Consider the following 22,470-nt stretch of genomic DNA (forward strand, 5'->3'; position numbering starts at 1 on the left):
GGCCTGCCCCATCGGGCGGGCATGTTTTCGCCTTTCCTGCATTCCCTGCCCTTTAGCGAGAGTTTTCCTCATGAAGCCACTTTCCTCCACGCTGCGAGTCCTGGCACTGGCGGCCGCCATGGCGCCGGCCCTGGCGCTGGCGCAGATCACCCCGCCCCAGCCGCCCGAAATCGCGGCGCGCAACTATCTGCTGGTCGATGTCACCGCCAATCAGGTGCTGGGCGCCAAGGACATCGATGCGCCCATCGAGCAGGCCTCGCTGACCAAGCTGATGACCGGCTACCTGGTCTTCGACGCGCTGCGCGCCAAGAAGATCACGCTGGAGCAGCGCCTGCCCGTGAGCGAGCGTGCCTGGAAGATGCCCGGCTCGCGCATGTTCATCGACCCCAAGATGCAGGTGCCGGTCGATGACCTGGTCAAGGGCATGATCGTGCAGTCCGGCAACGACGCCACCATGGCCCTGGCCGAAGGCGTGGGCGGCTCGGCCGAGAACTTCGTGCGGCTCATGAACGAGCAGGCCAAGGCGCTGGGCATGAAGAACACCAGCTACAAGAACCCCGAAGGCCTGACCGAGCCCGGCCACCTGACCACGGCGCGCGACCTGTCCATCCTCGCCCAGCGCCTGATGCAGGACTTCCCCGAGTACATGCACTACTACTCGACCAAGAAGTACTTCTATCCGGGCACGCCGGCCTCCAACGGCACCAACCGCAACTCGCTGCTGTTCCGCGACCCGACCGTCGATGGCCTCAAGACCGGCCACACGGCCGCCGCCGGCTACTGCCTGGTGGCCACCGCCAAGCGCGACCTGCCCAACGTGGGCAGCCGCCGCCTGATCTCCATCGTGCTGGGCGCGGCCAGCGAGAACGCGCGTGCCAATGAAAGCCAGAAGCTGCTGAACTGGGGCTATGCGGCCTTCGATTCGGTCAAGCTGTTCGATGCCGAGCAGGCCGTGGCCACGCCCGAAGTCTGGAAGGGCAAGGCGAACACCGTCAAGATCGGCCGCACCACGCCCATCGTGGTCACCGTGCCGGCCGGCAGCGGCGGCAAGCTGAGCACCGAAGTCGTGCGCCAGGACCCGCTGATCGCCCCGTTCACCAAGGGCCAGGCCATGGGCACGCTCAAGGTCAAGATGGGTGCCGACACCGTGGCCGAAGTGCCGCTGGTGGCGCTGGAAGGCGTGGAGCAGGCAGGCTTCTTCGGCCGTGCCTGGGATGCGATCCGCCTCTGGATCAAGTAAGCCCCGCGCCTGTCGCGCAGGCCCTCGCGTACTGGCTTGGAGGGGGTGCAGTTGTGCGATCTCCCGCAAGCTGGTACAGTCGAGGGCTTTTCGGAATTTCCGAAGGGATTCACGTTTTCGCTTTTCGCAAGCAATTCACGTTTAGGGACGTTTATTAATGCCAACCATTAACCAACTCGTGCGTCAGGGCCGCACGGTCGAAGTTGTCAAATCCAAGAGCCCTGCTATGGAAAACTGCCCTCAGCGCCGCGGCGTGTGCACCCGTGTGTACACCACGACGCCTAAGAAGCCTAACTCCGCTCTGCGTAAGGTTGCCAAGGTGCGCCTGACCAACGGCTTCGAGGTCATCTCCTACATCGGTGGTGAAGGCCACAACCTGCAAGAGCACAGCGTTGTTCTGGTGCGCGGCGGCCGTGTGAAGGACTTGCCCGGTGTGCGTTACCACATCGTGCGTGGCTCCCTTGACCTGCAAGGCGTCAAGGACCGCAAGCAATCCCGTTCCAAGTACGGCGCGAAGAAGCCCAAGGCCAAGTAAGCCCTGCGTTTTTTCGAGGAAGGTGCTGTATCCCGCGTGGCGCGAGATTCAGCGTAGTGACCCCAAACGCAAGTGTTTTGCGCGGGTCGAGTAAGTGGGAGTCCTGTTGACTCTCGCGGTGTCTGAAAAGATGCCAACTGAAGCAAGATAGAGGTAAAAAATGCCACGTCGTCGCGAAGTCCCCAAACGTGAAATCCTGCCGGATCCCAAGTTCGGCAATGTCGAGCTGTCCAAGTTCATGAACGTGATCATGGAAGGCGGCAAGAAGGCGGTCGCAGAACGCATCATCTACGGTGCCCTGGACCTGATTCAAAAGAAGCACCCTGACAAAGACCCGCTGGAAGCCTTCGTTGTTGCCATCAACAACGTCAAGCCCATGGTCGAAGTGAAGTCCCGCCGTGTTGGCGGTGCCAACTACCAAGTGCCCGTCGAAGTGCGCCCCGTGCGTCGCCTGGCCCTGTCCATGCGTTGGCTGAAGGAAGCCGCCCGCAAGCGCGGCGAGAAGTCCATGGCCCAGCGCCTGGCCAACGAGCTGCTCGAGGCCACCGAAGGCCGTGGCGGCGCCATGAAGCGCCGTGACGAAGTTCACCGCATGGCCGAAGCCAACAAGGCATTCAGCCACTTCCGCTTCTAAGAGCACTTCGCTCCCGATCAGATAGGCCGCATGCATTTTTGCCTGCGGCCTTGTCTCGATTAGGAGCATCCCCAGATAAGACTGCTGTCCGTCTGCACCATGAGGCTGGAACGGGCAGAGACTCCCTCCATACGATCAAGGATCCATCATGGCTCGCAAGACCCCCATCGAGCGCTACCGCAACATCGGTATCTCCGCCCACATCGACGCAGGCAAAACCACCACCACTGAACGTATCCTGTTCTATACCGGTGTGACCCACAAGCTGGGCGAAGTGCACGACGGCGCTGCTACGACCGACTGGATGGAGCAAGAGCAAGAGCGCGGCATCACCATCACTTCCGCTGCAGTGACCTGCTTCTGGAAGGGTATGGACCTGTCCTACCCCGAGCACCGTTTCAACATCATCGACACCCCCGGCCACGTGGACTTCACCATTGAGGTGGAGCGTTCCATGCGCGTGCTGGACGGCGCCTGCATGGTGTACTGCGCCGTGGGCGGCGTGCAGCCCCAGTCGGAAACCGTGTGGCGCCAAGCCAACAAGTACAAGGTGCCCCGTCTGGCCTTCGTGAACAAGATGGACCGTACCGGCGCCAACTTCTTCAAGGTCGTTGACCAGATGAAGCTGCGCCTGAAGGCCAACCCCGTGCCCGTCGTGATCCCGATCGGCGCCGAAGACAACTTCAAGGGCGTGGTCGACCTCGTCAAGATGAAGGCCATCATCTGGGACGAAGCCTCGCAAGGCATGAAGTTCGAATACCACGAGATCCCCGCCGAGCTGGTGGAGACCGCCAACAAGTGGCGTGAGAACCTCGTGGAAGCTGCCGCTGAAGCCAGCGAAGAGCTGATGAACAAGTACCTGGAAGAAGGTACTCTGTCCGAAGAAGACGTGAAGGCCGGCCTGCGCGCTCGTACGCTGGCTACCGAAATCCAGCCCATGCTGTGCGGTACCGCTTTCAAGAACAAGGGTGTGCAGCGCATGCTGGACGCCGTGATCGACTACCTGCCGGCGCCTGTGGACATCCCTGACGTCACCGGTACCGATCCCGAAAACGAAGAAACCAAGCTCAGCCGCAAGGCCGACGACGGTGAAAAGTTTGCGGCACTGGCCTTCAAGCTGATGACCGACCCGTTCGTCGGTCAGCTGACCTTCGTGCGCGTGTACTCGGGCGTCCTGACCAAGGGCGACACCGTGTTCAACTCGGTCAAGGGCAAGAAGGAACGCATCGGCCGTATCGTGCAGATGATGGCCAACGAGCGCGTGGAAGTCGAAGAAATCCGCGCCGGCGACATCGCTGCCTGCGTGGGCCTGAAGGACGTGACGACCGGCGAAACGCTGTGCTCCGTGGACGCCCCCATCGTGCTGGAACGCATGGTCTTCCCCGAGCCCGTGATTGCACAGGCCGTGGAGCCCAAGTCCAAGGCCGACCAGGAAAAGATGGGCATCGCCCTGTCGCGCCTGGCTGCAGAAGATCCGTCGTTCCGCGTGCGTACCGACGAAGAATCGGGCCAGACCATCATCGCCGGCATGGGCGAGCTGCACCTGGAAATCATCGTTGACCGCATGAAGCGCGAATTCAACGTGGAAGCCAACGTGGGCAAGCCCCAGGTTGCCTACCGCGAAACCATTCGCCAGAAGGTCGTGGACGTGGACGGCAAGTTCGTTCGCCAGTCCGGTGGTAAGGGTCAGTACGGCCACGTGGTGTTCACGGTCGAACCCCAGGAACCCGGCAAGGGCTTCGAGTTCGTCGACGCCATCAAGGGCGGTGTGGTTCCTCGCGAATACATCCCCGCAGTCGAGAAGGGCGTGATCGAAGCGCTGACTTCCGGCGTGCTGGCTGGCTACCCCGTCGTGGACGTGAAGGTCACGCTGACCTTCGGTTCGTACCACGATGTGGACTCGAACGAAATGGCGTTCAAGATGGCCGCTATCTTCGGTTTCAAGGAAGCTGCCCGCAAGGCCAGCCCCGTCATCCTGGAACCCATGATGGCTGTGGAAGTCGAGACGCCTGAAGACTACGCCGGTACCGTGATGGGCGATCTGTCCTCGCGTCGCGGCATGGTGCAGGGCATGGACGACATGGCCGGCGGCGGCAAGTCCATCAAGGCTGAAGTGCCTCTGTCGGAAATGTTCGGCTACGCCACGTCGCTGCGCTCGCAGACGCAAGGCCGCGCTACGTACACGATGGAGTTCAAGCACTACTCTGAAGCTCCCCGTAACGTGGCCGAAGCCATCGTTGCTGCTCGCTCGAAGTAAGCTTTTTTGTATAATTGAAGGCTTTTGAATCGCAGCACCCAGGCGTTTTGGCGCCGGGGTGCTGCGGTTTTTGCCGGTCTGCGATCCCATGCCGCCCTGTCACCTGTGCGGGGCGACCAAGCAATGGGGTGCAGACCTTAAACATCACACAGGTTTTGCTCTTTCGGAGAAATCATGGCAAAAGAAAAATTCCAGCGGAACAAGCCGCACGTCAACGTTGGCACCATCGGTCACGTGGACCACGGCAAGACGACCCTGACGGCTGCTATCGCTACCGTTCTGTCCAAGAAGTTCGGCGGCGAAGCCAAGGCTTACGACCAGATCGACGCAGCACCTGAAGAAAAGGCTCGCGGCATCACGATCAACACCGCCCACGTCGAGTACGAAACGGCCGGTCGCCACTACGCTCACGTTGACTGCCCCGGCCACGCCGACTACGTCAAGAACATGATCACCGGCGCTGCTCAAATGGACGGCGCCATCCTGGTGTGCTCGGCCGCTGACGGCCCCATGCCCCAGACCCGCGAGCACATCCTGCTGGCCCGTCAGGTGGGCGTGCCCTACATCATCGTGTTCCTGAACAAGTGCGACATGGTGGACGACGAAGAGCTGCTGGAACTGGTCGAAATGGAAGTGCGCGAGCTGCTTGCCAAGTACGACTTCCCCGGCGACGACACCCCCATCATCCGCGGCTCGGCCAAGCTGGCCCTGGAAGGCGACCAGTCCGACAAGGGCGAACCTGCCATCCTGCGCCTGGCTGAAGCACTGGACTCCTACATCCCCACGCCCGAGCGCGCTGTGGACGGCGCCTTTGCAATGCCCGTGGAAGACGTGTTCTCGATCTCTGGCCGTGGCACCGTGGTGACTGGCCGTATCGAGCGCGGCATCATCAAGGTCGGCGAAGAAATCGAAATCGTCGGTATCCGCGACACCCAGAAGACCATCGTCACCGGCGTGGAAATGTTCCGCAAGCTGCTGGACCAAGGTCAAGCTGGCGACAACGTGGGCCTGCTGCTGCGCGGCACCAAGCGTGAAGACGTGGAACGCGGCCAAGTGCTGTGCAAGCCCGGCTCCATCAAGCCCCACACCCACTTCACGGCTGAGGTGTACGTGCTGTCCAAGGACGAAGGTGGTCGCCACACTCCGTTCTTCAACAACTACCGTCCCCAGTTCTATTTCCGTACGACCGACGTGACCGGCTCCATCGAGCTGCCCGCCGACAAGGAAATGGTGATGCCTGGCGACAACGTGTCGATCACCGTCAAGCTGATCGCCCCCATCGCCATGGAAGAAGGTCTGCGCTTCGCTATCCGCGAAGGTGGCCGTACCGTGGGCGCTGGCGTGGTTGCAAAGATCATTGCGTAATTCTTGGAAAACTAGGAATACACAATGTCCAAGCAAAAAATCCGCATCCGCCTGAAGGCGTTTGACTACAAGCTGATCGACCAGTCGGCTGCTGAAATCGTTGACACTGCCAAGCGCACCGGCGCGATCGTCAAGGGTCCCGTGCCCCTGCCGACACGCATGAAGCGTTTCGACATCCTGCGCTCGCCGCACGTCAACAAGACCAGCCGCGACCAGTTCGAAATCCGCACTCACCAGCGCCTGATGGACATCGTTGACCCGACTGACAAGACGGTTGACGCTCTGATGAAGCTGGACCTGCCCGCAGGCGTGGACGTCGAGATCAAGCTGCAATAAGAACTTCACGGCCCCTTGCGGGGCCGTTGAAGGGCTTTGATTTAACGCGAACTTGCTTGAAAAGGCAGTTCGCGTTAAAATTTGGGGCTTCGCCTTTCTTGAGCGAAGTTTTATCAACCTTCTTTCGTGCGCAAGGCCTTGGACATCTGGGGCGGGAGCGCAACGCTGGGCCAATTGCAGTTTCAGCGGCGAAAGTTTTGGAGCAAACAAATGAGTCTGAGCAACTCCCTCGGGTTGCTGGGTCGCAAGGTGGGCATGATGCGTCTGTTCACCGATGACGGGGACGCAGTGCCCGTCACGGTGGTGGATGTGTCCAACAACCGTGTGACTCAGGTCAAAACCCAAGAGAACGATGGCTACGTGGCCCTGCAGGTCACTTTCGGTTCGCGCAAGGCATCTCGCGTGACCAAGCCAGAAGCCGGCCACCTTGCCAAGGCAGGTGTCGAAGCCGGTGAAGTGATGGGTGAATTCCGCGTGACCGAAGAAACCGCTGGCAAGTACGCCGCAGGCTCCGTCCTGCCCGTCGCCGAGCTGTTCTCGGTGGGCCAGAAGGTGGACGTGCAAGGCACTTCCATCGGTAAGGGCTTCGCCGGCACCATCAAGCGTCACAACTTCCGCTCGCAGCGCGCCTCGCACGGCAACAGCCGTTCGCACAATGTTCCCGGCTCCATCTCGATGGCCCAGGATCCAGGTCGCGTGTTCCCGGGCAAGAAGATGACCGGTCACATGGGCGATGAAACCATCACCACCCAAAATCTCGACGTGGTTCGCATTGACGAAGCACGCCAACTGCTCTTGATCAAGGGCGCTGTTCCGGGCTCCAAGGGTGGCTTCGTGACGGTGCGCCCCGCCATCAAGGCCAAAGCTTCCAAGGGAGCGAACTAATGCAGCTCGAACTCCTGAATGAACAAGGCCAGGCCGCATCCAAGTTCGATGCGCCCGAGACTGTTTTCGGTCGTGAATTCAACGAAGACCTCGTCCACCAGATCGTGATCGCCTACCGTGCCAACGCACGTCAGGGCACTCGCGCTCAGAAGGACCGCGAGCAGGTTCGTCACACGACTGCCAAGCCGTTCAAGCAAAAGGGCACCGGCCGTGCTCGTGCCGGTATGTCTTCCTCGCCTCTGTGGCGTGGCGGCGGCCGCATCTTCCCGAATCTGCCTGAAGAAAACTTCACGCAGAAGATCAACAAGAAGATGTACCGCGCCGGTATGGTTGCCATCCTGTCGCAGCTGGCCCGCGAAGGCCGTCTGGCCGTGGTGGACTCGCTCAAGCTCGAAAGCCCCAAGACCAAGGTGCTGGCCGACAAGTTCAAGGCCATGAACCTGGAATCGGTCATGGTGATCGCTGAAGAAGTCGACGAGAACCTGTACCTGGCTTCCCGCAATCTGAAGAACGTGTTCGTGGTCGAGCCGCGCTACGCCGACCCCGTGTCGCTGGTGCACTACAAGAAAGTGCTCGTCACCAAGGGTGCGATCGACAAACTCAAGGAGATGTTCGAATGAGCACGCTCAAGTTTGACGAAGGTCGTCTGATGCAGGTGTTGGTTGCTCCCATCGTGTCCGAAAAGGCCACCATGGTTGCCGAGAAGTCCAACGCCGTGACGTTCAAGGTGCTGCAGAGCGCCACCAAGCATGAAATCAAGGCCGCCGTGGAACTGATGTTCAAGGTGGAAGTTGCTGGTGTCTCCGTGGTGAACATCAAGGGCAAGACCAAGCGCTTTGGCAAGACCACTGGCCGCCGCGACCACGTTCGCAAGGCCTACGTGATGCTCAAGCCCGGTCAAGAGCTGAACCTGTCCGGGGAGGCTGCGTAATCATGGCTGTTATCAAGCTCAAACCGACGACCCCCGGCCAACGCGGCACGGTCAAGGTCACGCGTGACCATCTGCACAAGGGTGCAGGTTTCGCCCCCCTGCTGGAGCCTCAGCACCAGAAGTCGGGCCGTAACAACAACGGTCACATCACCACCCGTCACAAGGGCGGTGGCCACAAGCACCACTATCGCGTGGTGGACTTCAAGCGCACCAAGGACGGCATCCCCGCCAAGGTCGAGCGCATTGAGTACGACCCCAACCGTACGGCCCACATCGCTCTGGTGTGCTATGCCGACGGCGAGCGTCGCTACATCATTGCTCCGCGCAACCTGGAAGTCGGCGCAACGATCGTCAGCGGTTCGGAAGCCCCGATCCGCGTGGGCAACACCCTGCCGATCCGCAACATCCCCGTGGGTTCGACCATCCACTGCATCGAACTGAAGATCGGCGCTGGCGCGCAGATCGCCCGTTCGGCAGGTACGTCGGCTACGCTGCTGGCCCGTGAAGGCATCTACGCCCAAGTGCGTATGCGTTCCGGCGAAGTGCGCAAGGTGCACATCGAATGCCGCGCGACCATCGGTGAAGTCGCCAACGAAGAACACAGCCTGCGCCGTCTGGGCAAGGCTGGTGTGAAGCGTTGGATGGGTATTCGCCCGACCGTTCGCGGCGTGGTGATGAACCCTGTCGATCACCCGCACGGTGGTGGTGAAGGCAAGACCGGTGAAGGTCGTCACGCTGTTGACCCATGGGGCAACCTGACGAAGGGCTACCGTACCCGTAACAACAAGCGCACGCAGTCGATGATTGTGTCGCGTCGCAAGAAGTAAAGGGTAGCAAATGACTCGTTCTCTTAAAAAGGGTCCGTTTGTTGACCATCACTTGCTGGCAAAGGCCGAAAAGGCCGTCGCCACCAAGGACAAGAAGCCCGTCAAGACCTGGTCGCGTCGCTCCATGGTTCTGCCCGAGTTCATCGGTCTGACCATCGCCGTGCACAACGGCAAGCAGCACGTGCCCGTGTATGTGACTGACCAGATGGTCGGCCACAAGCTCGGCGAATTCGCGCTGACCCGTACCTTCAAGGGTCACCCGGCGGACAAAAAAGCCAAGAAGTAAGGAATAGAACATGTCTGAAACACGTGCTGTTCTCCGTGGCGTCCGCCTGTCTGTGGACAAGGGTCGCCTGGTCGCGGACCTGATCCGCGGCAAGAAAGTGGACCAAGCCCTGAACATCCTGACGTTCACGCAGAAAAAAGCTGCCGTGATCATCAAGAAGGTGCTCGAGTCCGCCATCGCCAACGCCGAGCACAACGACGGCGCCGACATCGACGAACTGAAGGTCAAGACCATCTTCGTCGAACAAGGCACCACGCTCAAGCGCTTCACCGCGCGTGCAAAGGGCCGCGGCAATCGCATCAGCAAGCCCACGTGCCACGTGTACGTGACGGTTGGCAACTGAAAGGCCTGGGAAGAATATGGGACAGAAAATCCATCCTACCGGCTTCCGCCTGGCTGTTAGCCGCAACTGGGCCAGCCGTTGGTACGCAAGCAACCGTGACTTCGCCGGCATGCTGGCCGAAGACATCAAGGTGCGCGAGTTCCTGAAGGCCAAGCTGAAGAATGCCGCCGTGTCGCGCATCCTGATCGAGCGTCCTGCAAAGAACGCACGCATCACGATCTTCTCGGCACGTCCTGGTGTCGTGATCGGCAAGAAGGGCGAGGACATCGAGAACCTGAAGAAGGAACTCGCAACCCGTCTGGGCGTGCCCGTGGCTGTGAACATCGAAGAAGTGCGCAAGCCTGAAATCGATGCCAAGCTGATCGCCGATTCGATCTGCCAGCAGCTCGAAAAGCGCATCATGTTCCGCCGCGCCATGAAGCGTGCAATGCAAAACGCCATGCGTCTGGGTGCCCAAGGCATCAAGATCATGTCTTCGGGCCGTCTGAACGGTATCGAAATTGCACGTTGCGAGTGGTATCGCGAAGGCCGTGTGCCACTTCACACACTGCGCGCCGACATCGACTATGGCTTCTCCGAAGCCAAGACGACCTACGGTGTGATCGGTGTGAAGGTCTGGGTCTACAAGGGTGACACGCTGGGTCGTAACGACCTGCCGGCAGCCGAGACCCCCCGCCCCGAAGAAGAACGTCGTCCTCGCGGCCCCCGCCGTGATGGTCGCGGCGATGGTCGTCGTGACGGTGCTGGCCGTGGTGCCCGCCGCCCCGCAGGCGCTAACGCAGCACCTGCTGACGGCAGCGATAAGCCCGCCGGCGCTGGCGCTGATTCCGTTAAGCGCGTTCGCAAGACTGACGCGCCCGCTACAGCAGCGGACGGTAAAGGAGAATAAAGATGCTGCAACCTGCTCGCCGCAAATACCGCAAGGAGCAAAAGGGTCGCAACACCGGTATCGCAACGCGTGGTAACTCCGTTGCTTTCGGTGACTTCGGCCTGAAGTCCACTGACCGTGGTCGCCTGACGGCGCGTCAGATCGAAGCGGCTCGCCGCGCGATCTCGCGTCACGTCAAGCGTGGCGGTCGTATCTGGATCCGCGTGTTCCCGGACAAGCCAATCTCTACCAAGCCCGCAGAAGTGCGTATGGGTAACGGTAAGGGCAACCCCGAGTACTACGTGGCCGAAATCCAGCCCGGCAAGGTGCTCTACGAAATCGTGGGCGTCCCTGAAGAGCTGGCTCGTGAAGCGTTCCGCCTGGCCGCTGCAAAGCTGCCGCTGCGTACGACCTTCGTGTCCCGTCAAATTGGTGCCTAAGGAGAACAACATGACGAAAGCTGCTGAACTCCGCCAAAAAGACGTTGCCGGCCTGGAAGCCGAAGTGAAGTCCCTGCAAAAGGCTCACTTTGGCCTGCGTATGCAAAAGGCTACGCAACAGCTGGGTAACACGAACACGCTGCGTACCACGCGCCGTGACATCGCCCGCGCCAAGACCATCCTTGCTGAAAAGCAAGCTGCCAAGTAATCAGGAAGCCGACATGACGGAAGCTAAAAAATCCCTCAAGCGCACCTTGATTGGCAAGGTGGTCAGCGACAAGCGTGCCAAGACCGTGACGGTCATGGTTGAACGCCGCGTCAAGCACCCGATCTATGACAAGATCATGATCAAGTCCAGCAAGTACCACGCTCACGACGAGCAAGGTGAATACAAGCTGGGCGACGTGGTTGAAATCACGGAAAGCCGCCCGCTGTCCAAGACCAAGAACTGGGTTGCTACCCGCTTGGTGCAAAAGGCTGCTCTGGTGTAAGCCTACACAGGCCCACCGGCTGCAAGGCCACAGGAAACGACCCACAATGTGGGTCGTTTTTTCGTTTGGGGACCACCATTTCGGCGGCCCCCGGTTTTGCACCACAAAGGAGATAGAGATGATCAAAGTCGGAGATGCCCTGCCCGCTGCCACCCTGATGGAATACGTGGAAGTCGAAGGCAATGGCTGCAGCATCGGCCCCAACCCCGTGAAGCTGCCCGAAGCCGCTGCCGGCAAGACCATCGCGGTCTTCGCCGTGCCCGGCGCATTCACTCCCACCTGCTCGGCCAAGCATGTGCCCGGCTTCGTGGAGCAGGCCGAAGCCTTCAAGGCTGCCGGCGTGGACGAAATCTGGTGCCTGTCGGTCAACGACGCCTTCGTGATGGGCGCGTGGGCCCGTGACCAGAAGACCAACGGCAAGGTGCGCATGTTGGCCGACGGCGATGCCGCCTTTGCCAAGGCCACCGGCCTGACGCTGGACCTGAACGGCAAGGGCCTGGGCCTGCGCAGCAACCGCTACTCCATGCTGGTCAAGGACGGCAAGGTCGCCACGCTGAACGTGGAAGGCCCTGGCAAGTTCGAAGTCAGCGACGCTGCCACCCTGCTGGGCCAGGCCAAGGCCTGATCCTGATCGTGTGCTGCAGGCCTTCCGGGCCTGGGCACCGCGCTTTTGCGAAAAAGGCATTGCACCCAGGTGCAATGCCTTTTTGTATTTCAGGGGGCTGCCTCAGCCGGCCCTAGAAGATATCGGCCTTGAGGTAATGCGCCCCTGCGATGGGGTTGTGATAGTAGGGTGGGATTTCCTGGAAGCCCAGGTCCGTGTAGAGGGCGCGTGCCGACTCCATGTCGTCCAGCGTGTCCAGCAGCACATGGTCATAGCCGGCCTGGCGCGCCACATCGAGCATGGCCTCGGCGAGCTGGCGGCCCAGGCCGAAACCGCGAAAGGCCTTGCGCACGAACAGGCGCTTCATCTCGGCGGCGTTGGCGTAATCGCAGTTGTCCAGCGGGCGCAAGGCGCAGCAGCCGGCCACGGCGCCATCGACCTTGGCCAGCAGGATGTGGCCGCGCGGCGATGCGTAGTCGCCAGGCAGATCGGCGATCTCGGCCTCGAAATCTTGAAATTGCAGATCGACATCCAGGCTTGCGGCGTACTCCTGGAAGATCTGGCGGACTTCGTCCATGTCTTCCAGGGGATTCGGCGCCAGCAAGGCGACAGCAGGCTTGTCCACGGGCACTTGGCTAAAACGACGGAAAACGCAGTGTAGCGGCAAGCTGGCAACGTCTGGCCACGCCGTCAGAAAGCACCCCCCAGCTGCTGCACCCACCATGCGGCGGCGCCCGCCACCAACGCCAGGACCAATGCCAACATGCGGCTGGCTGCCGTGTCGCGTGAAGAGGGCAGGGGTTCGGGCAAGTGCTTGTCTCCCGTCACCATGGCGCGCACCAGACCCCGTCCGCGCCAGGCATAGAAAAGGATGGCCAACAGGTGCAGGGCCACCAGCGCGTACAGCAGATACTGCCCCCAGTGCGCGTGGTAGGCGGTGGCCTGTGCCACGGTGTCGCCCGATACAAAGCGGCCCAGCGGCCCGGAGAACGCAATCTCGTCGTCGCTGAGCAACCCGCTGCCCACCTGGGCGATCAGCACGGCCAGCATGGCAAACACGGACAGGGCGCCCAGCGGGCTGTGGCCTGCGCTGTCGCTCTCCGTTCCTTGTCCCCGCACATGGCGCAGCACGGTGGCGGGCGCGTGGATGAAGCTGGCAAAGCGCGACCAGCGGCCGCCCACCAGGCCCCAAAGCAGGCGGAACAGCAGCAGGGCCAGCATGGCATGGCCCAGCAGCAGATGCCAGTTCATGGCATTGCCGCCCAGCTTGGCCGTCACGACCAGGCCGACCACCGTTGCGGCCAGCAGCCAGTGAAACAGCCGGGTGGGCAGGTCCCAGATGCGGACCTTGTGCTTGGCGGCGCCTTGTGCGGTCGATTCTTGTGCCATGGCATGAAAGCTGGGATGGGGATGAGGCATTGTGCCGCCCCGCATTCCTGCGAGCACCAGGAATGCACCCTGGCCGTGGTCAATCAAAGCGGCGCCGGCAAGATGCCGCTGCCATACTGGCCCGGCAGATTTCCCCACACTCCCAAAGGAAAACCACGATGAAGAAAGTTTCTGCATGGGCGCTGGCCGCCCTGCTGGCCGCCACGGCGCTGCCCGCGTCCGCACAGTTCGCCAAGTCCGAAGACGCCATCAAGTACCGCCAGGGCGCGCTCGCCGTGCTGGGCCAGCACTTCGGGCGCCTGGGCGCCATGGCGAACGGAAAGATCCCCTTCGATGCCAAGGCGGCCCAGGAAAACGCCGAGGTGGTGGCCTTCATGGCCAAGCTGCCTTGGGCCGCGTTCGGCGCGGGCACGGAAGGTGGAAAGGCCAAGCCTGAAATCTGGAAGGAGCAGGCCAAGTTCCAGGACCTGTCGGAGAAGATGCAGGCCGAGACGGTCAAGCTCGCGGCTGCGGCCAAGTCCGGCAACCTGGACCAGCTCAAGGCCGCCTTCGGCCCGGCCGCCGCCAGCTGCAAGGCGTGCCACGACAGCTTCCGCAGCCGTTGAGCGGCGGGCGGAGGATGCACCAATGAAAAACCGGCCTGGCGCCGGTTTTTTTGTACCCTGGTCTGCGCTGTATCAGGCCTCGGCCAGCAGCTTCTCGATCAGCCGATGCAACTCAGCGAAGTCAGGTGCGCCCACATAGCGCTTCACGATGTCGCCACGCTTGTTGACGATGTAGGTGGTGGGAGTCAGTTGCACATCGCCCCAGGCCCGGGCCACGGCGCCGGTGTTGTCCAGCGCGACCTTGAAAGGCAGCTTGCGCGAATCGGCGAAGTTCACCACATAGCTGGGCGGGTCGTAGCTCATCGCCACGGCCAGGGTCTCGAAGCCCTGGCTCTGGAATTTCTGGTGGGTGGCAACGATCTCGGGCATCTCGGCCACGCAGGTGGTGCAGCTGGTGGCCCAGAAGTTCACCAAGGTCACCTTGCCCTTGAGGTCGGCCGTGGTCTGCTTGCTGCCGTCCAGCAGCACGAAGGTGGACTGCGGCGCCGCCGTTTGGCCGGCACCCGAATACACCCATGCGCCCATGCCGGCGGCTGCGGCGATCAACACGCCTGCGATCCAATGTTTGCTTGCCATAGCGACGATTGTGCCCAAAGTTGCGCCCGAAGGCCTGCACGCATGCCGTGCACCGCCTTTCGATGCGCGGCAAGGGCAAAAGTTCGGGGCTCGGACAGGTCGGGCCATGCCGATAATGCCGGCATGACATTGATGGAAAGCTTTTCGAAAGCAAAGGGCCGCGCTCTGGCCCTGCGGCTCGGCGCCGCGCTGCTGGTGTTGGCGCCCCTGGCCGCCTGCAGTCCCAGGCTGGATTGGCGGCAGGTCGCGGTCGAAGGCACGCCGCTGCGCGTGCTCTTGCCATGCGATCCGCAATCCGCAACACGGCCGGTGGAGCTGGGCCAGGGCATGGGCACGGTGCAGATGTCCATGATGGGATGCGATGCCGATGCGTCGACCTACGCGGTGTCCCACTTCCTGGTCAGCGAGCCGTCCAGAGCCGCCGAGATGCTGTCGTACTGGCAGGCAGCCGTGCTCGGCCAGATGAACCCGGGTGCTCCGGGGCAGGCACCGGCGGGCGCCAAGCAACTGCGCTCCAAGGAAGATGGCCCTTTCCTGCCTGCAGGCGCACTGAATCTGCCGCAGTCGCTGCGCACCACGTTTGAAGGCGTGGGGCCCCAGGGCTGGAAGCTCACCGCCCATGGCGTGTGGTTTGCACGAATGGAGCCGGCAGGCGCGCGCCTCTACCATGCCGTGATCTACAGCGACAAGCCGCGCACAGACGAGGCCAACAACTTCTTCGCCAGCCTGCAACTGCAATAGCAACGGCAACAGGTTTCGGAGCCACGGATGCGGGAGGCAGCTGTGGCATGGAACGCAGTGCAGGCGCGCCGGTTGCCCTGCATGCGCCTGCGCACGCCATAATCGACTCCGAACCCTGTGACTTCATGACCACGCGCATCCTTTTGTTCACCCACGCACCTTTGGCCCATGCACTGCGCGAATGCGCCTTGCATGTGTTCGCCGACAGTGCCGAGGACGTCCTTGCCCTGGATGTGCCCGCTCAGGAGCCGCCCGAGGCCACCTTGATGCGTGCCGAGCAGTTGCTTGAGGACCATGGCGGCCTGGTGGCGCTGCCCACGCTGGTGCTGACCGACCTCTTTGGCGCGACGCCCTGCAACGTGGCGCAGCGCCTGGTGGCGCAGCTGCCTGCCGGGCGACTGGTGGCCGGAGTGAACTTGCCCATGCTGCTGCGCTCCATAGGCTATCGCCACGAGGCGCTGGAAGCCGTGGCCGAGCGTGCCTTGGCGGGAGGCAGCCATGGGGTGATGCAGGTGGGCGTGAACACGCCTCAGAACCAGAGTCCGCGACCATCCAATGATCAAGACCCCTATAACCATCAGCAATAAACTGGGCCTGCATGCCCGCGCCTCCGCCAAGCTCACCAAGCTTGCAGGCAGCTTTCCCTGCGAAGTCTGGATGAGCAAGGGCGAGCGGCGCATCAATGCCAAGAGCATCATGGGCGTGATGATGCTGGCTGCCGGCATGGGCTCCGAGGTGCTGCTGGAAACCGAAGGACCGCAGGAGCAGGAAGCCATGGATGCGCTGACGGCCCTGATCAACGACAAATTTGGCGAAGGCCAGTGATGGGCCTCCGCTGCGCTGGCAGACGGTGAGCGCAAAAGAGCAACACGCGCCGGGCCCGGACGCTGCCGCATTGCGACGGCCCGGGGCCTGCGCAGCAGCAGGCAAAGGACAGGCGCAATGACGTTTGCAATCCACGGACTGGCCGTTTCACGGGGCATTGCGATAGGACGCGCGGTGGTGGTGGCCTCCAGCCGCATGGAGGTGGTGCACTACTTCATCCGGCCCGACCAGGTGGACGCGGAAATCGACCGCGCCCGCAGTGCACGCAACGCCGTCATCGACGAGCTGCGCCGCCTGCAGGATGAAATGCCCCAGGATGCGCCGGGCGAGCTCGATGCCCTGCTCGACGTCCACCTGCTGCTGTTGCAGGACGAGGCCCTGGCCGCCGCCATCAAGCACTGGATTTCCGATCGTCTCTACAACGCCGAATGGGCGCTGACCACGCAGCTCGAGGTCGTCTCGCGCCAGTTCGACGAGATGGAGGACGAGTATCTGCGCGAGCGCAAGGCCGACCTGGAGCAGGTGGTCGAGCGCATCCTGCGCTACATGAAGGGCATGGCCAGCCCCGTGCCCGCGCCTGCCGCGCTGCCGCGAGCCGATGCAACGGGGGAGGGCGCGCCGCAGCAGCCGCTGCTGCTCGACGAAGTCACCGATGTGCCCCTGGTCCTGGTGGCGCAGGACCTGTCGCCGGTGGACATGCTGCAGTTCAAGAGCCGGTTGTTTGCCGGCTTCATCACGGCCGTGGGCGGGCGCACCTCGCACACTGCCATCGTGGCGCGCAGCATGGACATTCCGGCCGTGGTCGGCGCGCGCGCGGCCAGCCAGCTGATCCGCCAGGACGACTGGATCATCATCGATGGCAACGCAGGCGTCGTCATCGTTGATCCCTCTCCCATCATCCTGGCCGAATATGGCTTTCGCCAGCGCCAGAACGAGCTGGAGCGCGAGCGCCTCTCACGCCTGCGCCACACGCCCGCGCTGACGCTGGACGGAGAGCGCATCGAGTTGCTGGCCAATATCGAGCAGCCCGGCGACGGGCCTGCGGCCGTGCATGCAGGCGCCGTGGGGGTGGGGCTGTTCCGCACGGAATTCCTGTTCATGGGGCGCGGCGGCAACCTGCCCGGTGAGGAAGAGCAGTACCGCGCCTACCGCGAAGCGGTGGACGGCATGCAGGGCATGCCCGTGACCATACGCACGCTGGACGTGGGCGCCGACAAGCCGCTGGACAAGGCACAGCCCAAGGACTACTACCTGAACCCAGCGCTGGGTCTGCGTGCCATCCGCTGGAGCCTGGCTGACCCTGCCATGTTCCGCACCCAGTTGCGCGCCATCCTGCGTGCGGCGGCGCATGGGCAGATCCATCTGCTGTTTCCCATGCTGGCCCACCAAAGCGAGATCGAGCAGACCCTGGCCCAGGTGCGGCTGGCGCAAAGCGAACTCGACGCGCGAGGCGTGGCCCATGGCCCGGTCAAGCTGGGCGCCATGATCGAAGTGCCTGCGGCCGCGCTGATCGTGCGCACCTTTTTGCGTTACTTCGACTTCCTGTCGATCGGCACCAACGACCTCATCCAGTACACGCTGGCCATCGACCGCGCCGACGAGACCGTGGCCCATCTCTATGACCCCTTGCATCCCGCCGTGCTCAAGCTGGTGGCGGACGTGATCGCCGAAGGAAGGGCGCAGGGCAAGAGCGTCTGTGTCTGCGGGGAGACCGCCGGGGATGTGGGCATGACGCGCCTGTTGCTCGGCCTGGGTCTGCGCAGCTTTTCCATGCATCCGGCGCAGATCCTGGTCGTCAAACAGGAAATCTTGCGTGCCGACACACGCAAGCTGACTGCCTGGGCGCAGGAAGTCCTCCGCTCGGACAGTCCCGCAGCGCTGCTGGGACCATGAATTCATCCAGGCGAGGATACGCAGAAAAAGATTTGCAGCTTTAGTTGCGATTGATTCTCATTCGATGCTATGATCAGCCCCAATGCAGCAAGAAACTCTCTGGTGGGGAATTCGAGCTGCAAGCCTTTTTCAGTTTCATCGTGGGGCGACTCGCCAGGCCTGTTCAGCCTGCAGCAAGTCGGTTTGCCAGCCAGCGGTCTGCCGGTTAGCCAGGCTTTTTTTCTACGATGTCAGAAGAGGCAACATCGCCTCCAATTCAAGCAGAGCATGCGTCAGCGGCTCTGCTTTTTTGTTGCCTGCGCGTCTTGATGTGCCGTCATGCGGCGATGACAAAGCCCTCGGCAGCAGGGCTGGCGAGGGCTGGGCATTGAGGGCCGCCTGGGTGCGGCGAGCTCAAACGCCTGCGGCGTGTGCCTGCTGATCCGCGTGGTAGCTGGAGCGCACCATGGCGCCCACGGCGGCGTGCGTGAAGCCCATCTTGTAGGCTTCTTCCTCGAACATCTTGAAGGTGTCGGGGTGCACGTATCGGCGCACCGGCAGGTGGCTGTTGCTGGGCGCCAGGTACTGGCCGATGGTCAGCATGTCGATGTCATGTGCGCGCATGTCGCGCATCACCTGCAGGATTTCCTCGTCGGTCTCGCCCAGGCCCACCATGATGCCGCTCTTGGTCGGAACCTTGGGGTGCAAGGCCTTGAACTTCTTGAGCAGGTTCAGCGAGAACTGGTAGTCCGAGCCGGGACGTGCTTCCTTGTACAGGCGCGGTGCGGTCTCCAGGTTGTGATTCATCACATCGGGAGGTGCGGCCTTGAGGATTTCCAGCGCACGGTCGTCGCGGCCGCGGAAGTCGGGCACCAGGATCTCGATCTGGGTCAGCGGCGATAGTTCGCGGATGTTCTTGATGCACTCCACGAAATGGCCCGAGCCGCCATCGCGCAGGTCGTCGCGGTCCACGCTGGTGATCACCACGTACTTCAGACGCAACTCGGCAATCGTCTTGGCAAGATTGAGCGGCTCGTTGGTGTCCAGCGGGTCGGGGCGGCCGTGGCCCACGTCGCAGAACGGGCAGCGGCGCGTGCACTTGTCGCCCATGATCATGAAGGTGGCCGTGCCCTTGCCGAAACATTCGCCGATGTTGGGGCAGGAGGCTTCCTCGCACACCGTGTGCAGCTTGTTGGCGCGCAGGATGTCCTTGATCTCGTAGAAGCGCGTGGTGGGGCTGCCCGCCTTGACGCGGATCCACTCGGGCTTCTTGAGGGCCTCGCCATGCTCGACCTTGATCGGGATGCGCGAAAGCTTCGCTGCCGCCTTCTGCTTGGCCAGCGGGTTGTACTCGGCTTGGGACTGCGCTTCGCGCACGACGGTGTTGGTGGTCATGGTTCTGGATTCAGGGGGCTAGGCGGCGCTGCAACTGTCGTCCCAGCACGCGCGCGGCTTCGTCCCAGGTTGTCTGAACGCCGATTGTAGAAAGGTCCACCGTTTGCAGTCCTGCATAGCCGCAAGGGTTGATCCGGTCGTAGGGTTCCAGGTCCATGGCGGCATTCAGGGCAACGCCGTGATAGGTGCAATGCCGGCTGACCTTGATGCCCAGGGCTGCAATCTTGCCCAGCCCCGAAAAATCGGGCTGGGGCGCGGGCGAGCCGGGTGCGCGCAGTTGCGGGCGCTGGGCCAGCATGGCGTGGCTGCGAGGATCGTCAAGACGCACGTAGATGCCGGGGGCGCCTTCCACGCGGTGGCCGGTGATGCCGAAATGCTCCAGCGTGCGGATGACCGCATCTTCGATGCGGAACACGTATTCCTTGACGAAGTAGCCCAGGCGCTGCAGATCGAGCAACGGATAGGCGACCACCTGGCCCGGGCCGTGGTAGGTGACCTGCCCGCCGCGGTTGGTTGCGACCACGGGAATGTTGCCAGGGCTCAGCAAGTGGTCACTTTTCCCGGCAAGGCCTTGCGTGAAATGCGGGGCGTGCTCGCAGATCCAGAGCTCGTCGCGCGTGCCGGCATCGCGGCCGCTCGTGAATGCCTGCATGGCCTGCACCGTGGCTTCGTAGTCGGTGCGGCCCAGCAGGCGCAAGTCCAGCGTCTGCGCAAGCTCGGCGGCTGGGGCGCTCAAAGCACCACTTTCACAAGCGGGTGCGAGGTGAACGCCCGGTACAGGTCGTCGAGCTGCTCGCGGCTGGTGGCCGTCACCGTGACGGTGACACCCAGGTATTTGCCGCTGCTGCTGGGGCGCAACTCGATGGTGCTGGGGTCAAAGGCGGGGTCGAAGCGCTCGGCGATCTGGGTGATTTCATGCACCAGATGCTCGGCCTTGATGCCCATGACTTTGATCGGAAACTGCGACGGGTACTCGATCAACGAGTCCTTGCGCGGGTCCGCGCCCGGCGCGGCTGCTGGTGCGGAGGAGGGGGTGGGAGCGTCGGTCATAGGTGAATCAAGGTTAATCGCTTGGCGTTGGAGGCGATTGTGCGCTATCGTTCGCGGCCATGTCGCAGCCTGGGGCTGCCGCGCCGCCGGTCACGAAAACTCCACACACAACAAACAAGCTGCCTGCGGTGCGAGGCCGGCGTTGTTGGCCTGCTGCCACACAGCCAGGCTGCCGCCGCCGTTTTGGACATGCCCGTAACAACCCCTATCGTTCGGCAGGGGTTTTTACTTATAATCAGAGGCTTTGTGAAAAAGTCTTGTCTGGTCTGCGGCCTTCGAGAACTCAATGAAAAACTACGCCGCTGACACAGACGCTGACAGGGAACTTGAGGGCGAGGATTCCGACTTCAAGCCCCTGACCTCCGAGGAGGCTCAGGAGTGGCGCACGCGAAACCCGCAGATGTCTGTGTGGCGCTTCGTGGTGGTCCAGGCGGTGGTTGGCGTGCTGGTGGCACTGGTCGCGTGGCTGGTGACGGGGCGCGCCGAGGTCGGATGGTCGGCTGCCTATGGCGCCTTGTCGGTGGTGCTGCCGGCTGCGCTGTTTGCGCGCGCTGTCGTGCGCAAGAGGCCTGGCGGCGCTGCAGCCGCCATGGTGGGAATTTTTGGCTGGGAACTGGTGAAGCTGGTGCTGTGCATTGCCATGCTGGCGGCTGCACCCAAGCTGGTCCCGGGGCTGAGTTGGCTGGCGCTGCTGGCGGGCTTGGTGATCGTCATGAAAACGTATTGGGTCGCGCTGATAGTGCGGGCCAATGTCCGAAAAACCGATTGATATTTGAAGAGAAGTTGACCGATGGCCGCAGACGCGCACGCACCTACTGCAAGTGAATACATCGTTCACCACCTGCAGCACCTCCAGAACATCAAGCAAAAGTCGATCATCGACTTTTCGGTCATCAACCTGGACTCGATCGTCGTCAGCGCCACGCTGGGCGTGCTGAGCCTGTTCGTGCTGTGGCTTGCCGCGCGCAAGGCCACATCGGGCGTTCCGGGCCGCTTTCAGGCGGCTGTAGAGCTGCTGGTCGAGATGGTGGACAACCAGGCCAAGGCCAACATCCACAACGCGCAAAGCCGCAAGTTCATCGCTCCGCTGGCACTGACCGTGTTCGTCTGGATCTTCATGATGAACGCCATGGACATGCTGCCCGTGGACCTGCTGCCGGTACTGTGGCAGGGCGTCCAGGGTGACTCGCACGCCTACCTGCGTGTCGTTCCCACGGCTGACCTCTCGACCACGCTGGGCCTGTCCTCGGCCGTGCTGATCCTGTGCTTCTTCTACAGCATCAAGATCAAGGGCATGGGCGGCTGGGCCCACGAACTGGTGACCGCTCCGTTCGGCACCAGCAAGAATCCCGTGTTTGCACTGATCCTGGGTGTTATCAACCTGGCCATGCAGATCATTGAATATGTCGCCAAGACGGTTTCGCATGGCATGCGACTGTTCGGCAACATGTACGCTGGTGAGTTGGTGTTCTGTCTGATCGCTCTGATGGGCGGTGCGGCTGCCATGTCGCTTTCCGGTGTGTTGCTCCCCTTGGGGCACATCATTGCAGGCTCTATCTGGGCGATCTTCCACATTCTGATCATCACCCTGCAGGCCTTCATTTTCATGATGCTGACGCTGATCTATCTCGGCCAGGCACATGAAGCCCACTGACCATTTCCTTTCCCTCTCAACCTTTCTCTTTCTTTAATCTCAGGAGTCATCATGGAAAACATTCTCGGTCTCGTCGCTCTGGCTTGTGGTCTGATCGTTGGTCTGGGCGCTATCGGCGCTTCGATCGGTATCGCCCTGATGGGTGGCAAGTTCCTGGAATCGTCGGCACGTCAGCCTGAGCTGATCAACGAATTGCAAACCAAGATGTTCATCTTGGCCGGTCTGATCGACGCTGCCTTCCTGATCGGTGTTGCTATCGCTCTGCTGTTCGCTTTCGCCAACCCCTTCGTCCTGGCCTAAGCTCCGATCAACGCCCTAGAT

Annotated in this window: 31 protein-coding genes; 25 read left to right on the top strand and 6 right to left on the bottom strand. The window is 62.2% G+C overall.

Features of this window, described 5'->3' with window-relative positions; genetic code table 11:
• The first annotated feature begins 70 nt into the window (after nucleotides 1-70).
• The 17 genes from KDK82_RS25695 (at nucleotide 71) to KDK82_RS25775 (ending at nucleotide 12,063) form a co-directional block, all read left to right on the top strand.
• The gene (locus KDK82_RS25695) at nucleotides 71-1,240 is read left to right on the top strand and encodes a D-alanyl-D-alanine carboxypeptidase family protein (RefSeq protein ID WP_013800247.1); all 1,170 of its coding nucleotides are present in this window, start codon (nucleotides 71-73) and stop codon (nucleotides 1,238-1,240) included.
• A gap of 157 nt (nucleotides 1,241-1,397) precedes the next feature.
• Nucleotides 1,398-1,775, top strand: coding sequence for a 30S ribosomal protein S12 (gene rpsL, locus KDK82_RS25700; RefSeq protein ID WP_012202325.1), 378 nt, complete (start codon nucleotides 1,398-1,400; stop codon nucleotides 1,773-1,775).
• A 160-nt stretch (nucleotides 1,776-1,935) separates the two neighbouring features.
• Complete coding sequence (gene rpsG, locus KDK82_RS25705) at nucleotides 1,936-2,409, top strand: 30S ribosomal protein S7 (RefSeq protein WP_012202326.1); 474 nt, start codon at nucleotides 1,936-1,938, stop codon at nucleotides 2,407-2,409.
• A 148-nt stretch (nucleotides 2,410-2,557) separates the two neighbouring features.
• Nucleotides 2,558-4,666, top strand: a complete 2,109-nt coding sequence (gene fusA / locus KDK82_RS25710; protein WP_013800248.1) for an elongation factor G — start codon at nucleotides 2,558-2,560, stop codon at nucleotides 4,664-4,666.
• A 174-nt stretch (nucleotides 4,667-4,840) separates the two neighbouring features.
• Nucleotides 4,841-6,031 carry an elongation factor Tu gene (gene tuf, locus KDK82_RS25715; RefSeq protein WP_013800249.1) on the top strand — a complete coding sequence of 397 codons (1,191 nt, stop codon included), beginning with the start codon at nucleotides 4,841-4,843 and terminating at the stop codon, nucleotides 6,029-6,031.
• 24 nt (nucleotides 6,032-6,055) lie between these two features.
• Entirely contained in the window at nucleotides 6,056-6,367 is a 312-nt protein-coding gene (gene rpsJ, locus KDK82_RS25720) for a 30S ribosomal protein S10 (RefSeq protein ID WP_003059431.1), read from the top strand.
• Between the two features lie 210 nt (nucleotides 6,368-6,577).
• Nucleotides 6,578-7,252 (top strand): 50S ribosomal protein L3, encoded by a 675-nt coding sequence (gene rplC / locus KDK82_RS25725; protein ID WP_012202329.1) that lies wholly within the window; start codon nucleotides 6,578-6,580, stop codon nucleotides 7,250-7,252.
• Complete coding sequence (gene rplD / locus KDK82_RS25730; protein ID WP_012202330.1) at nucleotides 7,252-7,872, top strand: 50S ribosomal protein L4; 621 nt, start codon at nucleotides 7,252-7,254, stop codon at nucleotides 7,870-7,872. The genes rplC and rplD overlap by 1 nt, the downstream gene beginning before the upstream one ends.
• Entirely contained in the window at nucleotides 7,869-8,183 is a 315-nt protein-coding gene (gene rplW / locus KDK82_RS25735) for a 50S ribosomal protein L23 (protein ID WP_012202331.1), read from the top strand. The genes rplD and rplW overlap by 4 nt, the downstream gene beginning before the upstream one ends.
• 2 nt (nucleotides 8,184-8,185) lie before the next feature.
• The gene (gene rplB, locus KDK82_RS25740; protein WP_012202332.1) at nucleotides 8,186-9,010 is read left to right on the top strand and encodes a 50S ribosomal protein L2; all 825 of its coding nucleotides are present in this window, start codon (nucleotides 8,186-8,188) and stop codon (nucleotides 9,008-9,010) included.
• A 10-nt stretch (nucleotides 9,011-9,020) separates the two neighbouring features.
• Nucleotides 9,021-9,296 carry a 30S ribosomal protein S19 gene (gene rpsS / locus KDK82_RS25745; RefSeq protein ID WP_012202333.1) on the top strand — a complete coding sequence of 92 codons (276 nt, stop codon included), beginning with the start codon at nucleotides 9,021-9,023 and terminating at the stop codon, nucleotides 9,294-9,296.
• 10 nt (nucleotides 9,297-9,306) lie between these two features.
• Nucleotides 9,307-9,639 (top strand): 50S ribosomal protein L22, encoded by a 333-nt coding sequence (rplV, locus tag KDK82_RS25750; RefSeq protein WP_012202334.1) that lies wholly within the window; start codon nucleotides 9,307-9,309, stop codon nucleotides 9,637-9,639.
• Between the two features lie 16 nt (nucleotides 9,640-9,655).
• On the top strand, nucleotides 9,656-10,528 hold the full coding sequence (gene rpsC / locus KDK82_RS25755) for a 30S ribosomal protein S3 (protein ID WP_012202335.1): 873 nt from the start codon (nucleotides 9,656-9,658) through the stop codon (nucleotides 10,526-10,528).
• Between the two features lie 2 nt (nucleotides 10,529-10,530).
• The gene (gene rplP / locus KDK82_RS25760; protein ID WP_012202336.1) at nucleotides 10,531-10,947 is read left to right on the top strand and encodes a 50S ribosomal protein L16; all 417 of its coding nucleotides are present in this window, start codon (nucleotides 10,531-10,533) and stop codon (nucleotides 10,945-10,947) included.
• Between the two features lie 10 nt (nucleotides 10,948-10,957).
• Entirely contained in the window at nucleotides 10,958-11,155 is a 198-nt protein-coding gene (gene rpmC / locus KDK82_RS25765) for a 50S ribosomal protein L29 (protein WP_012202337.1), read from the top strand.
• 13 nt (nucleotides 11,156-11,168) lie between these two features.
• Entirely contained in the window at nucleotides 11,169-11,438 is a 270-nt protein-coding gene (gene rpsQ, locus KDK82_RS25770; protein WP_012202338.1) for a 30S ribosomal protein S17, read from the top strand.
• A gap of 118 nt (nucleotides 11,439-11,556) precedes the next feature.
• On the top strand, nucleotides 11,557-12,063 hold the full coding sequence (locus KDK82_RS25775) for a peroxiredoxin (RefSeq protein ID WP_088166604.1): 507 nt from the start codon (nucleotides 11,557-11,559) through the stop codon (nucleotides 12,061-12,063).
• A gap of 112 nt (nucleotides 12,064-12,175) precedes the next feature.
• Here the strand turns inward: KDK82_RS25775 and KDK82_RS25780 are convergent, their stop codons facing one another.
• Together KDK82_RS25780 and KDK82_RS25785 are read right to left on the bottom strand one after the other, a co-directional pair.
• On the bottom strand, nucleotides 12,176-12,667 hold the full coding sequence (locus KDK82_RS25780; protein ID WP_043780357.1) for a GNAT family N-acetyltransferase: 492 nt from the start codon (nucleotides 12,665-12,667) through the stop codon (nucleotides 12,176-12,178).
• A gap of 65 nt (nucleotides 12,668-12,732) precedes the next feature.
• Entirely contained in the window at nucleotides 12,733-13,431 is a 699-nt protein-coding gene (locus tag KDK82_RS25785) for a cytochrome b/b6 domain-containing protein (RefSeq protein WP_088166701.1), read from the bottom strand.
• 158 nt (nucleotides 13,432-13,589) lie between these two features.
• On the opposite strand from KDK82_RS25785, the gene KDK82_RS25790 reads away from it, so the two are divergent.
• On the top strand, nucleotides 13,590-14,036 hold the full coding sequence (locus KDK82_RS25790; protein WP_034397888.1) for a cytochrome c: 447 nt from the start codon (nucleotides 13,590-13,592) through the stop codon (nucleotides 14,034-14,036).
• Nucleotides 14,037-14,108: 72 nt separating this feature from the next.
• Here the strand turns inward: KDK82_RS25790 and KDK82_RS25795 are convergent, their stop codons facing one another.
• Entirely contained in the window at nucleotides 14,109-14,612 is a 504-nt protein-coding gene (locus KDK82_RS25795) for a TlpA disulfide reductase family protein (protein ID WP_088166605.1), read from the bottom strand.
• 123 nt (nucleotides 14,613-14,735) lie between these two features.
• Between KDK82_RS25795 and KDK82_RS25800 the strand changes: the two genes are divergently transcribed.
• The 4 genes from KDK82_RS25800 to ptsP all read left to right on the top strand — a co-directional run bounded on the left by KDK82_RS25800 (nucleotide 14,736) and on the right by ptsP (nucleotide 18,071).
• A complete protein-coding gene (locus tag KDK82_RS25800) occupies nucleotides 14,736-15,353 on the top strand; it encodes a hypothetical protein (RefSeq protein ID WP_012202344.1) in 618 nt (205 codons plus the stop codon).
• 125 nt (nucleotides 15,354-15,478) lie between these two features.
• Complete coding sequence (locus KDK82_RS25805; protein ID WP_170962107.1) at nucleotides 15,479-15,940, top strand: PTS sugar transporter subunit IIA; 462 nt, start codon at nucleotides 15,479-15,481, stop codon at nucleotides 15,938-15,940.
• Nucleotides 15,909-16,178 carry an HPr family phosphocarrier protein gene (locus KDK82_RS25810; protein WP_012202346.1) on the top strand — a complete coding sequence of 90 codons (270 nt, stop codon included), beginning with the start codon at nucleotides 15,909-15,911 and terminating at the stop codon, nucleotides 16,176-16,178. The genes KDK82_RS25805 and KDK82_RS25810 overlap by 32 nt, the downstream gene beginning before the upstream one ends.
• Before the next feature lie 117 nt (nucleotides 16,179-16,295).
• The gene (gene ptsP, locus KDK82_RS25815; protein WP_012202347.1) at nucleotides 16,296-18,071 is read left to right on the top strand and encodes a phosphoenolpyruvate--protein phosphotransferase; all 1,776 of its coding nucleotides are present in this window, start codon (nucleotides 16,296-16,298) and stop codon (nucleotides 18,069-18,071) included.
• A 393-nt stretch (nucleotides 18,072-18,464) separates the two neighbouring features.
• Here ptsP and lipA read toward each other — a convergent pair whose 3' ends face one another.
• From lipA to KDK82_RS25830, 3 genes are read right to left on the bottom strand one after another with little or no spacing between them, the layout of a single operon-like run.
• Nucleotides 18,465-19,445, bottom strand: coding sequence for a lipoyl synthase (gene lipA, locus KDK82_RS25820; protein WP_013800257.1), 981 nt, complete (start codon nucleotides 19,443-19,445; stop codon nucleotides 18,465-18,467).
• Nucleotides 19,446-19,455: 10 nt separating this feature from the next.
• Nucleotides 19,456-20,181: a lipoyl(octanoyl) transferase LipB gene (gene lipB / locus KDK82_RS25825; protein ID WP_088166606.1), complete on the bottom strand. Its 726-nt coding sequence runs from the start codon at nucleotides 20,179-20,181 to the stop codon at nucleotides 19,456-19,458.
• Nucleotides 20,178-20,495, bottom strand: a complete 318-nt coding sequence (locus KDK82_RS25830) for a YbeD family protein (protein WP_034397898.1) — start codon at nucleotides 20,493-20,495, stop codon at nucleotides 20,178-20,180. Before KDK82_RS25830 ends, lipB begins: the two co-directional genes overlap by 4 nt.
• Nucleotides 20,496-20,781: 286 nt before the next feature.
• Between KDK82_RS25830 and KDK82_RS25835 the strand changes: the two genes are divergently transcribed.
• From KDK82_RS25835 to atpE, 3 genes are read left to right on the top strand one after another with little or no spacing between them, the layout of a single operon-like run.
• The gene (locus KDK82_RS25835; protein ID WP_012202351.1) at nucleotides 20,782-21,264 is read left to right on the top strand and encodes an ATP synthase subunit I; all 483 of its coding nucleotides are present in this window, start codon (nucleotides 20,782-20,784) and stop codon (nucleotides 21,262-21,264) included.
• 21 nt (nucleotides 21,265-21,285) lie between these two features.
• Nucleotides 21,286-22,149, top strand: a complete 864-nt coding sequence (atpB, locus tag KDK82_RS25840) for a F0F1 ATP synthase subunit A (protein WP_012202352.1) — start codon at nucleotides 21,286-21,288, stop codon at nucleotides 22,147-22,149.
• Nucleotides 22,150-22,200: 51 nt separating this feature from the next.
• Nucleotides 22,201-22,449, top strand: a complete 249-nt coding sequence (atpE, locus tag KDK82_RS25845) for a F0F1 ATP synthase subunit C (RefSeq protein ID WP_011803767.1) — start codon at nucleotides 22,201-22,203, stop codon at nucleotides 22,447-22,449.
• Nucleotides 22,450-22,470: the final 21 nt, after the last annotated feature.

Source organism: Delftia sp. K82 (genome assembly GCF_002193035.1).
Lineage (GTDB): Bacteria > Pseudomonadota > Gammaproteobacteria > Burkholderiales > Burkholderiaceae_C > Comamonas > Comamonas acidovorans.

Bases quoted from the DNA above. Each gene is read 5' to 3' on its own strand.
- rpsC (WP_012202335.1), top strand. From the start codon at position 9,656: ATGGGACAGAAAATCCATCCTACCGGCTTCCGCCTGGCTGTTAGCCGC.
- KDK82_RS25785 (WP_088166701.1), bottom strand. From the start codon at position 13,431: ATGGCACAAGAATCGACCGCACAAGGCGCCGCCAAGCACAAGGTCCGC.
- fusA (WP_013800248.1), top strand. From the start codon at position 2,558: ATGGCTCGCAAGACCCCCATCGAGCGCTACCGCAACATCGGTATCTCC.
- rpsS (WP_012202333.1), top strand. From the start codon at position 9,021: ATGACTCGTTCTCTTAAAAAGGGTCCGTTTGTTGACCATCACTTGCTG.
- KDK82_RS25835 (WP_012202351.1), top strand. From the start codon at position 20,782: ATGAAAAACTACGCCGCTGACACAGACGCTGACAGGGAACTTGAGGGC.
- rplD (WP_012202330.1), top strand. From the start codon at position 7,252: ATGCAGCTCGAACTCCTGAATGAACAAGGCCAGGCCGCATCCAAGTTC.
- rplV (WP_012202334.1), top strand. From the start codon at position 9,307: ATGTCTGAAACACGTGCTGTTCTCCGTGGCGTCCGCCTGTCTGTGGAC.
- KDK82_RS25830 (WP_034397898.1), bottom strand. From the start codon at position 20,495: ATGACCGACGCTCCCACCCCCTCCTCCGCACCAGCAGCCGCGCCGGGC.
- lipA (WP_013800257.1), bottom strand. From the start codon at position 19,445: ATGACCACCAACACCGTCGTGCGCGAAGCGCAGTCCCAAGCCGAGTAC.
- rplB (WP_012202332.1), top strand. From the start codon at position 8,186: ATGGCTGTTATCAAGCTCAAACCGACGACCCCCGGCCAACGCGGCACG.
- rpsG (WP_012202326.1), top strand. From the start codon at position 1,936: ATGCCACGTCGTCGCGAAGTCCCCAAACGTGAAATCCTGCCGGATCCC.
- KDK82_RS25775 (WP_088166604.1), top strand. From the start codon at position 11,557: ATGATCAAAGTCGGAGATGCCCTGCCCGCTGCCACCCTGATGGAATAC.
- KDK82_RS25795 (WP_088166605.1), bottom strand. From the start codon at position 14,612: ATGGCAAGCAAACATTGGATCGCAGGCGTGTTGATCGCCGCAGCCGCC.
- KDK82_RS25800 (WP_012202344.1), top strand. From the start codon at position 14,736: ATGACATTGATGGAAAGCTTTTCGAAAGCAAAGGGCCGCGCTCTGGCC.
- KDK82_RS25695 (WP_013800247.1), top strand. From the start codon at position 71: ATGAAGCCACTTTCCTCCACGCTGCGAGTCCTGGCACTGGCGGCCGCC.
- rpsQ (WP_012202338.1), top strand. From the start codon at position 11,169: ATGACGGAAGCTAAAAAATCCCTCAAGCGCACCTTGATTGGCAAGGTG.
- atpB (WP_012202352.1), top strand. From the start codon at position 21,286: ATGGCCGCAGACGCGCACGCACCTACTGCAAGTGAATACATCGTTCAC.
- tuf (WP_013800249.1), top strand. From the start codon at position 4,841: ATGGCAAAAGAAAAATTCCAGCGGAACAAGCCGCACGTCAACGTTGGC.
- rplC (WP_012202329.1), top strand. From the start codon at position 6,578: ATGAGTCTGAGCAACTCCCTCGGGTTGCTGGGTCGCAAGGTGGGCATG.
- rpsL (WP_012202325.1), top strand. From the start codon at position 1,398: ATGCCAACCATTAACCAACTCGTGCGTCAGGGCCGCACGGTCGAAGTT.
- rplW (WP_012202331.1), top strand. From the start codon at position 7,869: ATGAGCACGCTCAAGTTTGACGAAGGTCGTCTGATGCAGGTGTTGGTT.
- rpsJ (WP_003059431.1), top strand. From the start codon at position 6,056: ATGTCCAAGCAAAAAATCCGCATCCGCCTGAAGGCGTTTGACTACAAG.
- rpmC (WP_012202337.1), top strand. From the start codon at position 10,958: ATGACGAAAGCTGCTGAACTCCGCCAAAAAGACGTTGCCGGCCTGGAA.
- rplP (WP_012202336.1), top strand. From the start codon at position 10,531: ATGCTGCAACCTGCTCGCCGCAAATACCGCAAGGAGCAAAAGGGTCGC.
- KDK82_RS25805 (WP_170962107.1), top strand. From the start codon at position 15,479: ATGACCACGCGCATCCTTTTGTTCACCCACGCACCTTTGGCCCATGCA.
- KDK82_RS25810 (WP_012202346.1), top strand. From the start codon at position 15,909: ATGATCAAGACCCCTATAACCATCAGCAATAAACTGGGCCTGCATGCC.
- atpE (WP_011803767.1), top strand. From the start codon at position 22,201: ATGGAAAACATTCTCGGTCTCGTCGCTCTGGCTTGTGGTCTGATCGTT.
- KDK82_RS25790 (WP_034397888.1), top strand. From the start codon at position 13,590: ATGAAGAAAGTTTCTGCATGGGCGCTGGCCGCCCTGCTGGCCGCCACG.
- ptsP (WP_012202347.1), top strand. From the start codon at position 16,296: ATGACGTTTGCAATCCACGGACTGGCCGTTTCACGGGGCATTGCGATA.